Origin of the sequence: Streptomyces sp. PA03-6a (assembly GCF_033792765.1) — a bacterium.
Classification (GTDB): domain Bacteria; phylum Actinomycetota; class Actinomycetes; order Streptomycetales; family Streptomycetaceae; genus Actinacidiphila.
Genome location: NZ_JARAVK010000303.1, coordinates 1 through 9,695 on the forward strand (window position 1 = coordinate 1; position 9,695 = coordinate 9,695).

A 9,695-nucleotide genomic window follows, 5' to 3' on the forward strand; every position below is an offset into this window, starting at 1 on the left:
TTGCGCAGGCCCGCACTGACCGCGCCGGGCAATCGGGCGGGAGGGTGGGGGATGCCCGCCGCAGGCGCAAACGACCCGCACACAACAGCGAGCCGCAACCACAACCCACCCGCACAAGAACTCAGTGGACGTCCGTCACCAACACGTCGAGGCGGCCGGGCCCAGCCACTTCCACCGTGAAGCCCAGGTCGCGCAGGGCCGTGACGAGCGCGTCGGGGTTCTCGGGGCGCGCACCGGACTCCAGGAGGGCCCGCACGATCCGCCCCTTGGTCGCCTTGTTGAAGTGGCTGACGACCTTCCGCGTCTCCGCCTGCACCACCCGCACCGTCGCCGTGCGCCCCGCGAGCGCGCTGCGCGGGGCCGGTTTCCACGCCGCCCCGTACGCCGAGGACCGCAGGTCCAGGAGCAGGCCCCCGCCCGCGGCCTCCGCGGCGTCCGGGAGGGCCTCGGCGAGGTGCGTGCGCCAGTACGTGGCGAGCGACCCGAGGGCCGGCAGCTTCACGCCCATCGAGCAGCGGTACGCGGGGATCGCGTCCCGGACGCCGACCGCGCCCCACAGCCCGGAGAAGACCAGCAGCGAGCGGGCGGCCCGGCGCCGGGCGGCGGCGTCCAGGGTGTCCAGGCCGAGGGCGTCGTAGAGCACGCCGGTGTAGATCTCGCCCGCGGGCCGGGTGCGCGCCTCGCGCAGCCCCGCGTTGCGGGCGATCTCGCCGCGCAGTCCGGGGCTGAGCCCGAGCACGTCCGCCGCCTTGTCCTCGTCGCCGCCCGCGCAGAGCCCGACGAGCTCGTCCAGCACCGTCGCGCGGGCCGTGGTGAGCCCGGGCAGGGAGAGGGAGCCCAGGTCGACGGCGGGGCCGGTGCCGTCGGTGGCCTTGCCCTCGGACGGCGGTAGCAGGACGAGCACAGTTGTTCTCCTTCACGTTTCCCCGGTGCAGTGCAGCCTACGACCGGCCGACTTAGGCTCGCTCCATGCCTCGTCGTCCCCTGCGCGTCACCACCGCCGACGGAGTCCGGTTGAGGTCCGCGCTGGATGCGCTCCGCGCGGACCTGCACGTGCGGCGGGACTTCCCGGCGAACGTCCTCGCGGAGGCAGAGGAGGCGGCGCGCGATCCCCGGCTGCCCGCGTACGACGCCACCGACGTGCCGTTCTTCACCGTCGACCCGCCCGGGTCGCTCGACCTGGACCAGGCCATGCACCTCGCCGTGCGCGAGGGCGGCCGCGGCTACCGGGTGTCGTACGCGATCGCCGACGCCGCCGCCTTCGTCACGCCCGGGGGCGCGCTGGACGCCGAGGCGCACCGGCGCGTGCAGACGCTGTACTTCCCAGACGTCCGGGTGCCCCTGCACCCGCCGGTGCTCGGCGAGGGGGCGGCCAGCCTGCTGGCCGGGCAGGACCGGCCCGCCGTGCTGTGGCGGATCGACCTCGACGCGGACGGGGCGGTCACCGACGTCGACGTCCGCCGGGCGCTCGTCCGCAGCCGCGCCCGGCTGGACTACGCGGGCGTGCAGCACGCGATCGACGCCGGCACCGCCGAGGAGCCCGTGGCGCTGCTCCGTACCGTCGGCCGGCTGCGCGAGGAGCAGGAGAGGGCCCGCGGCGGCATCTCCCTGAACGTGCCCGAGCAAGAGGTCGTGGAGCTCGACGGCGGCTACGCCCTGCGGTACCGGGCGCCGCGCCCCGTCGACGCCTGGAACGCCCAGATCTCCCTGCTCACGGGCATGGTCGCCGCCGGCGTCATGCTCCGCTCCGGCACCGGCATCCTCCGTACGCTCCCGCTCGCCCCGCACGGGGAGGTGGCCAGGCTGCGCAGGGTCGCCGCGGCGCTGCGCATCGACTGGCCGCACATGACCTCGTACGCCGAGCTCGTCCGCACCCTGGACCCGGAGCGCACCACCCACGCGGCGTTCCTGCACGAGGCGACGAGCCTGTTCCGCGGCGCCGACTACACGCCCTTCTGGCCCGGCCACCCCGCCGAGCCGGCCGTGCACGCCGCCGTCGCCGAGGCGTACACGCACTGCACCGCGCCCCTGCGGCGCCTCGTCGACCGCTACGCCGCCGAGTTCTGCCTGGCCGCGGTGGCCGGCCAGGAGCCGCCGGAGTGGGTCGCGGCGGCGTTCCGTGACCTGCCCCGCGACATGCGCGGCGGATCGCACTTCGCGGGGACCATCGAGAGCGCCTCCCTCGACCTCGTCGAGGCGGCCCTGCTCAAGGACCGCGTCGGCGAGGTCTTCGACGCCTACGTCATCGACATCAAGGACTCCGACCCGACCTCCGGCACGGTCCACCTGCGTGACCCGGCCGTCGTCGCCCGCGTCCGCGGCGGCACCGCACCCCTCCCGCTCGGCGAGCCGCTCCCGGTCCGCCTGACGCAGGCCGACCCCGGCCGCCACACGGTGCTTTTCACCCCGGCATGACTCCGTGTGCCACGATCGGGTGAGAGGCCTCCGTACGGATCTGTGACCACCCCCGGATCCCTACGCTCGCTGCCGGACCAGGAAGGGGCGCGATGACCGCCATGCCGCACGAGCCGCTGTCACAGGAGGAACTTCTCCTGGAGGGCTTCCTGGCGCTGGAGACCCCGGAGGGTTTCCGGGCCGAGCTGATCGAGCGGGAAATCGTCGTGACTCCGCCGGCGTCCCCGCGGCACGAGAGGAACATCAGCCGGTTCGTCCGGCAGGTGATGCACAGCTCGGCAACCGACATGGACTTCGCCGGCAATTGCGGCCTGGAGTCCCACGGGGTGGACTGTGCCCGCGCAATCACCTGATCCCGGACGTGACGTTCGCGCCGCTGGAGCTCGACCTCTTCGACGACAGACCCGAGCGGGACCGTGGGACCAAGCGCCACTGCTACGCCAAGGGCGCCATCGCGCTGTACCTGCTGATCGATCGTGAGAACGCCGCCGTGACGCTGTTCGCCGAGCCGGCGGACGAAGATTACCGGCAGCACTGCCGGGTGCCTGTGGGCAAGCCGATCCCGCTTCCCGCGCCGTTCTCCTTCGACCTCGACACCTCTGAGTTCGGCTGACCGTCCCGTCGACTACGATGGTCGCCACGGCAGACGAGCCGAGCGGGCGGCCGCGTCAGGACCCTGGTCCTGCCGAGGAACGTCCGGGCTCCACAGGGCAGGGTGGTGGGTAACGCCCACCCGGGGTGACCCGCGGGACAGTGCCACAGAAAACAGACCGCCGGGGCCGCAAGGCTCCCGGTAAGGGTGAAACGGTGGTGTAAGAGACCACCAGTGCCCAGGGTGACCTGGGCAGCTAGGTAAACCCCACCCGGAGCAAGGTCAAAAGGGGCCGTCGTGAGACGGCCCTGCGCGGACGATCGAGGGCTGCCCGCCCGAGTCCGCGGGTAGACCGCACGAGGCCGGCGGCAACGCCGGTCCTAGATGGATGGCCGTCGCCCGGCCGGCCGCGAGGCCGACCGGGGACAGAACCCGGCGTACAGCTCGACTCGTCTGCCTCACCCGCCGCCGGCCTCCGCCGACGGCGCCGCGCACTCCGCGGCCAGCCGTGCCATCCCGTACTCCTCCGCGACCGCGCGGGCCGAGCGCAGCAGGCGCGGGGCCTCCGCGGCGGCGTCCGGGCGGCCGCAGGCGCGCAGGGCTCGGGCCTGCCACAGGCGGAGCCGGGCGAGCTGCGGGGCGGAGGTGCGGGCCGGGGTGGCCGCCAGGCGGAAGTGCGCGAGGGCGGCGTCCGGTTCCCCGGCGGTCAGGGCGAGCACACCGCACGCCTGGGCCGTGGGCGCGACCAGCACCGTGGGCCAGCCGGCCAGGGCGATGCCGGTGCCGTTGTGCGGGGCCAGCCGTTCGCGCAGCCGGGCCACCAGGGGCCGCAGCTCGGCCTGGTCGCCGATCGCGGCGCAGGCCTCGGCGAGCAGGGCGAGCGTGGGCACCGCCCAGCCGTGCGGCGGCAGGGCGCGGAAGCCGTCGGTGTCGTCGGCGAAGGCCTGCAGCAGGTCGGCGGCCTGGTCCCGGGCGCCGGTCTCGCACAGGGCGAGGACGAGCCCCGCCCGCCAGACCGGGAAGTAGCCGTGCTCCTGCACGTCGTCGGCGAGGCCGCCCGCGAACAGTTCGTGCATCCGGCCCTGCTCGCGCAGCAGCCAGTACGCCTGGCCCATCCGGGTCTGCCGGAAGTTGCCGGCCGGCACGTCCAGGTCGGCGGCGAGCCGGTCGGCGTACTCGGCGGACTCCCGCAGGATCCAGTCCGCCGCGGCCGCGAACCGGCCGCGCCACAGGTCGAGCGTGGTGTCGAGGGTGCGCTGCTGCCAGCGGGCCAGTTCACTGCGGCTCGCGGCGGCGTGCCTGCGGTGCTCCTGGGCCGTGGACAGCGCCGGGTACACCCGGCCCATGCGCAGCTGGTCCACGGCCAGCCCCATCAGCGCCTCGCCCCGGAAGTGCGCCGAGCCGTGGCGTACGGCGGCGTCGCGCAGCCGCTCCGACAGCGCCAGGGAGGCGGCGGCCGGCGCGAAGTCGTACAGGCCCCAGCGGCACTCGGTCAGCACCTCGCAGCGCACTTCCTCGCCGACGCCGGAGGCGTCCGTGGCGTCCGCGGCGTCCGCGCGTTCCAGGCCGCGCAGCGTGTGCCGGGCCAGGGCCGCGCCGCTGTCCGGGCCGGCCTGGGGCACGGCGGTGTCCGCGCTGACCGCCATGGAGAGCTTCTTCGCCCGGTGCGCGTTGAGCTGCAGGCGCAGCGCGCCGGCCTCGGGACCGGGGTCGTCGCGCAGGGCGGCCAGGCTGTCGCCGATCAGGTGCAGCAGCTCCCGGTCGACCTGGCCCGGGTCCGACCAGCGGCGGCAGATCCGCACGACGGCCAGGGCCTGGGCGCGCGGCCGCCCCCCGGCCAGCCGGTGCGCCTCCCGGTAGCAGCGGTCCGCCTCGCGCATCCGGCCCGCGGCGTGCCGCAGGTCGCCGCGCCGGACGAGCCGGTCGAACTCCTCGCCGTACCCGGAGGCCAGGGCGGGGGCGTCGGGCGGCACGGGCGCGGCACGGTCGACCAGCTTGGACGCCGTACGGACCGGACCGCGGACCCCGTCGCGCTCCTTGCCGCCGCGGGGCTCGCGGGCGGCCCGCGGCCGCGGGGCGAGGCTGAGCAGTTCGCCCCCGGCCTCGAGGAAGTGGTCGCACCTCTCGGCCAGTTCGTACGTCGGGCGGCGCACGCCGTTCTCGACCCGGCTCAGGAAGCTGCGGCTGCACGGCACGCGCTCCGCCAGTTCGCCCAGCGACTTGCCGGCCGCCTGGCGCCTGCGGCGCAACTCCCGCCCGAAGCCGTTCTGTTCCGCCTCCAAGGGCCCCCTCCGTTCCCGTCGCCCGGTGCCTGCCCGGGTGTTGCCAAATATGCCCTGGCAACACCCGGGCCCTCCGGATAACTGCGGAATTGGGACAGCCTGTCAGGTGCGGGGCGGGTACGGACGCCCCATGACCGGGGGGAGTTGACCGATGAGCGGCTTCGACACGTCGGGGGCGGGCCGGCCGAAGGTGGTGGCCGCCGTCGACTTCGGCACGCACGGCACCGGCTTCGCCTGGGCCGTGGTGACCCCGCTGAACGACGATCCGCAGTCCCGGCGGATCACCTTCTACAGCCGGTTCCCCGAGCACCGCGTGGACTACCCGAAGAACCTGACCGCGCTGCTCGTCGACGCGGACGGCACCACGGTGGCCTGGGGGCACAAGGCGCGCAAGCAGTGGTCGGAGGCCTCCGACGGCGGCCGGACGGACGGCCTGGGCTACGCCTACGCGTTCAAGATGGCGCTCAAGGACGACGGCGGCCCGGTGGACATGCCGACCACCGGCGGCATCGTCGACCTCGGCGACCGCGGACGGGTGCGCGAGCTGATCACGGCCTACCTGCGGGAGATCAGGGAACTGGCGGTCGCCCAGATCAAGGACGCGGGGTACGCCGAGCGGGAGATCCGCTGGTGCATCACCGTCCCGGCGATCTGGGACGACGAGGACCGGGCCGCGATGCGGCGCGCCGCGGTGGAGGCAGGCTTCCCCGACGATCCTGAGCGGCTGCTGCCGTCCATCGAGCCGGAGGCCGCGGCGCTCTACTGCTACCTGCGGATGGCCGACCTGACCGACGGCACCGGCATGCGCGACCGGCTGCAGCTCAACGTGGACGGCTTCCGCTTCATGGTCGTCGACTGCGGCGGCGGCACCGTGGACATCACGGCGTACGAGACCTCCAGCGACGCGGCCGAGCTCATCGCGCTCCGCGAGATCGGCGTGGCCACCGGCGGCCGGCTCGGCTCGGAGTACGTCAACCAGGCCTTCCGCGAGCAGGCCCTGGGCAAACGGCTGGGGCCCGAGCTGCTGAGGCGGCTGGAGCGGGAGCACTCGGGGGACCTGCTGGAGCTGTCCGAGCAGTGGGAGCGGGCCAAGACCACCGGGGAGGTCGAGTGGGACGAGGACGGCACCCCGCACATCATGGACACCGTCCGGATCGACCTGCCCGTCACCGTCTGGCAGTTGCTGGACGAGGGCAGCCGGGCCCGGCTGACGGAGGAGGCGGGCGGCCGCCCGCAGCGGATGGTGCTCGCGCCGGAGGAGGTGGAGGTCCTCCTGGACAGCGTGGTCGAGGGCATCCTGGACAAGGTCGAGGAGCAGCTGGCCGCCATCCGCCGCACCAGCGGCGAGGCCGCGGGCGCGGGCGCCACGGGGTCGGAGACCCTGGTGCTGGTCGGCGGGTTCGCCAAGTCCCAGTGGCTGCGGGAGCGCATGCACCGGCACTTCGGCTCCCGGCACCGCATCCTGGTGCCGCCGGACCCGGCGCTGGCGGTGCTGGAGGGGGCCACCCACTTCGCGTACAACCCGCGGGTGTTCCTGTCCCGGCAGGCCAAGTACACCTACGGCTTCGAGACCTCGAAGCTGTTCGAGGAGAGCGTCGACTCGCCGATGCGGATGTTCCGCGACGACGACGGCGACATCCTCTGCGTGGGCCGCTTCGCCGTGGCCGTGCGGCGGCTGGACAGCGTGCGGGTGAAGGACGCCTTCCCCTTCACCATCCTGCCCACCCGGGAGGACCAGACCGAGATCGAGCTGCGGGTCTACCGCACCGTCAAGGCCGAGCCCCGCTACGTGGACGAGGACGGCTGCGAGGAGATCGGCCGCCTCACCGTCGACATCGGGGAGACCGCGGGGCGGCCGCTGCGGGAGCGGCCGATCCGGCTGCTGTTCTACTTCGGCCGTTCCGAGATCGAGGTGGAGGCCTTCGACCCGGCGACCGGCGGCAGCCACAAGGTCCGCGTCGACTTCGACCGCATGTAGGGGCGACGGCAGATGAGCGGTGCGGACCACAGGGAAGAACGCGCCGAGGACGAGGGGGAGACCATGTTCGGTTGGTTCCGGAAGGCGGAGGCGGCACCCGCAGGCGACCGCGACCGCGACGGCGACGGCGGCGGTGACGACCGCGACGGTGGCGGTGGCGGTGACGGCACGGTGGAGCGCGAGCCGTGGGCGCCGCGGCCTGAGGCGGAGCGGCGCACGCCGCCACGGACGCGGGCGACGACGGCGACGGGGTCCGGGGCAGGCTCCGGGGCTGCACCCGGCAGGGCCCCCGCGGCGGTGACCGTGCCACGCGCCGAGTGGGAGCGGCTGTCCGCGGCGCTGGACCGGATCGCCGAACTGGACAAGCTGGAGGGCCGGCTGACCGCGCTGGAGCAGGACGCCGCACGCCGCGAGGCCCGGCTCGGGGCGCGCATCGGCGCCCTGACAGGGCTCCCCGGCCGGGCCGAGCGCGCCGAGGCCGCACTGGAGGAGCTGGCCGTGCGCGCCGAGGCGGGACTGAGCCGGATCGACGGGCTGTCACGCCTGCACGACGCGCTCTCCGCGCGCCTGGGCGCGACCGAGGCGGCGGCGGAGGCCGCGGGCCGCAGGCTCGCGGAGCACGACGAGGTGCTGGACCTCATGCGGGCCGGCCAGGTCAGCGAGCGCACCGACCTGACCGACGAACGGGCCCTGAGCCACTACGCGTTCGCCGACCGCCTCAAGGCGCTGTTCACCCAGCGCCTCCCCGAGGTGATCGGCCCGCGCACCGCCACCGACGGCGGCGACGACGTGGTGCTGCGGGAGGCCGAACTGGTACGGCAGATGTGCGGCGCGCTCTTCGGCACCGGCACCGGCGAGCCGGACCTGGCGGAGCTGAACCGGATCGTCACCGACGGCGGCCGGATCGAGCCGGACCGGCGCGGCCGCAGGCTGCTGGACCGGGTCGGCCAGGAGGCCGCCGACCTGCTGCAGGCGATGGCCGCCAGCGGCCACCCCACCGAGTTCGTCTTCGACCTGCCCGCCGGCACCGTCGCCGACCCCGACCGGCACATCCTGTGGCCCACCTGCGAGCCGGGGCGCCCGGTGGCGTTCGTGGTGTGCCCCGCCTACCGCGCGGCGGGACTGCGCGTCCTGGAACCCACGGTGTTCGCCCTGCGCGGCGGGAAGGACTGACCCGCCGTGCGCGACGTCGACCTGCGGGAACTGCGCAGGCGCATCCCGATCGCGGGCAACCGGGCGCTGGCCGAGATCGTGGACGGCCTGGAGACGGCGGAGAACCTGACCGCCGCGCGGGTGGAGCACGGCTTCTTCAGCCGGGTCATCCTGGGCTGGAACCGCAAGGACCGGCAGCGCGCCCTGGAGTCCCAGGCCGCGCTCGCCCTCACCCAGCGCCGGATGGTGGCCTGGGCCCAGGAGACCGCCCGGCACCTCGCGTTCACCGACCTCACGGTGGGGCTGCTCGCCATGGAGGTCGAGCAGCTCCAGGACAGCGTGCTGGAACTGCGCGAGGCGAACCGCCAGGCGTTCCGGGAGATCCGCGAACTCGCGGCCGTCCTGGCCGAGTTCATCGACGCCGTGGACCGCCGGTTCGCCGAGATCGACGAACGCCTCGACGGTCACGAGCGGATCCTGGACACCCACGCCCGCGCCCTGCTGGAACTGGACCGGCGGGTGCTCGCCACCGAGCTGTGGCAGTCGGCCTGGGCCGACGGCGACACGGCGGTACGGCGCTGGCGCCACCAGGGCGCGTACGCCGGACTGCCCTGGCCGTGCCAGGTGCTGCTGCTGGCCCGGGAGTGCGCGACCGGACGGCAGGGGCTGCACGAGTTCGTCACGGGCGACGAGGGATGGCGGGAGCGCCTGGCCGACGACGTCCTCGCCGACCCGCGCGCGGCCGCGGCGGCGGAGGCCTACTGGCCGGCCAGGCCGGTGGCGGAGCCCGTGCCGGGGACGCCCCCGGCACCGTCCTACCGCGCGGTCGAGGAGGCCGGAGGCCGTCCGCGGGGTCCGCGTCCGGCGTCCGGCGGCCGTACCCCGGCGGCCGATCCGCTCCCCGTGCCGCACCGCAGGCCGGTGCGGTCCCTGCTGGAACGGATCCTCGCCGACATGCCGGACCCCGACGAGCGGCGGATGGTCGCGGAGGTCGCGGGCATCGGCCTGTCCGCGCGGCTGCGGCCGCCGCACCGCCCGATCGGCTACGCCGTCGCCCGCGCGCTGGACCTGTCCACCATGCCGCCCGCGCGCCGTCCGGACGACCCGGCCCGCGTGGCCGTCGAGGACGCCCGCCGCGACTGCGGCCACGTACCCGCGGTGACCCACGAGGAGTTCGTCCGGGGCGTCATCCACGAGCAGGCCGACGCCGCCCGCCAGGCGCGCGCCGCGCTGCGCACCGAGACCGAGAAGCGACGGGGGACGGGGGAAGGGGGAG

General features: G+C 74.9%; 5 protein-coding genes, 1 other RNA gene and 2 pseudogenes. 6 read left to right on the forward strand and 2 right to left on the reverse strand.

Going from position 1 to position 9,695, the window contains the following annotated elements:
* Positions 1 to 121: 121 nt before the first annotated feature.
* The gene (gene yaaA, locus PV350_RS40610; RefSeq protein WP_499511586.1) at positions 122 to 904 is read right to left on the reverse strand and encodes a peroxide stress protein YaaA; all 783 of its coding nucleotides are present in this window, start codon (positions 902 to 904) and stop codon (positions 122 to 124) included.
* A 65-nt stretch (positions 905 to 969) separates the two neighbouring features.
* Between yaaA and PV350_RS40615 the strand changes: the two genes are divergently transcribed.
* The 3 genes and pseudogenes from PV350_RS40615 (at position 970) to rnpB (ending at position 3,463) form a co-directional block, all read left to right on the forward strand.
* Positions 970 to 2,415: an RNB domain-containing ribonuclease gene (locus PV350_RS40615; protein ID WP_500338445.1), complete on the forward strand. Its 1,446-nt coding sequence runs from the start codon at positions 970 to 972 to the stop codon at positions 2,413 to 2,415.
* 92 nt (positions 2,416 to 2,507) lie between these two features.
* Positions 2,508 to 3,028, forward strand: a pseudogene (locus PV350_RS40620) (Uma2 family endonuclease).
* 34 nt (positions 3,029 to 3,062) lie between these two features.
* Positions 3,063 to 3,463: RNase P RNA component class A (rnpB, locus tag PV350_RS40625), an RNA gene on the forward strand.
* A gap of 2 nt (positions 3,464 to 3,465) precedes the next feature.
* Here the strand turns inward: rnpB and PV350_RS40630 are convergent.
* Complete coding sequence (locus PV350_RS40630; RefSeq protein ID WP_500338446.1) at positions 3,466 to 5,289, reverse strand: helix-turn-helix domain-containing protein; 1,824 nt, start codon at positions 5,287 to 5,289, stop codon at positions 3,466 to 3,468.
* 151 nt (positions 5,290 to 5,440) lie between these two features.
* On the opposite strand from PV350_RS40630, the gene PV350_RS40635 reads away from it, so the two are divergent.
* The 3 genes and pseudogenes from PV350_RS40635 to PV350_RS40645 all read left to right on the forward strand — a co-directional run.
* The gene (locus PV350_RS40635) at positions 5,441 to 7,267 is read left to right on the forward strand and encodes an Hsp70 family protein (protein ID WP_500338448.1); all 1,827 of its coding nucleotides are present in this window, start codon (positions 5,441 to 5,443) and stop codon (positions 7,265 to 7,267) included.
* Between the two features lie 12 nt (positions 7,268 to 7,279).
* Entirely contained in the window at positions 7,280 to 8,440 is a 1,161-nt protein-coding gene (locus PV350_RS40640; RefSeq protein WP_499511582.1) for a hypothetical protein, read from the forward strand.
* A 6-nt stretch (positions 8,441 to 8,446) separates the two neighbouring features.
* Positions 8,447 to 9,695: pseudogene (locus PV350_RS40645) on the forward strand (hypothetical protein); the annotation flags it as partial.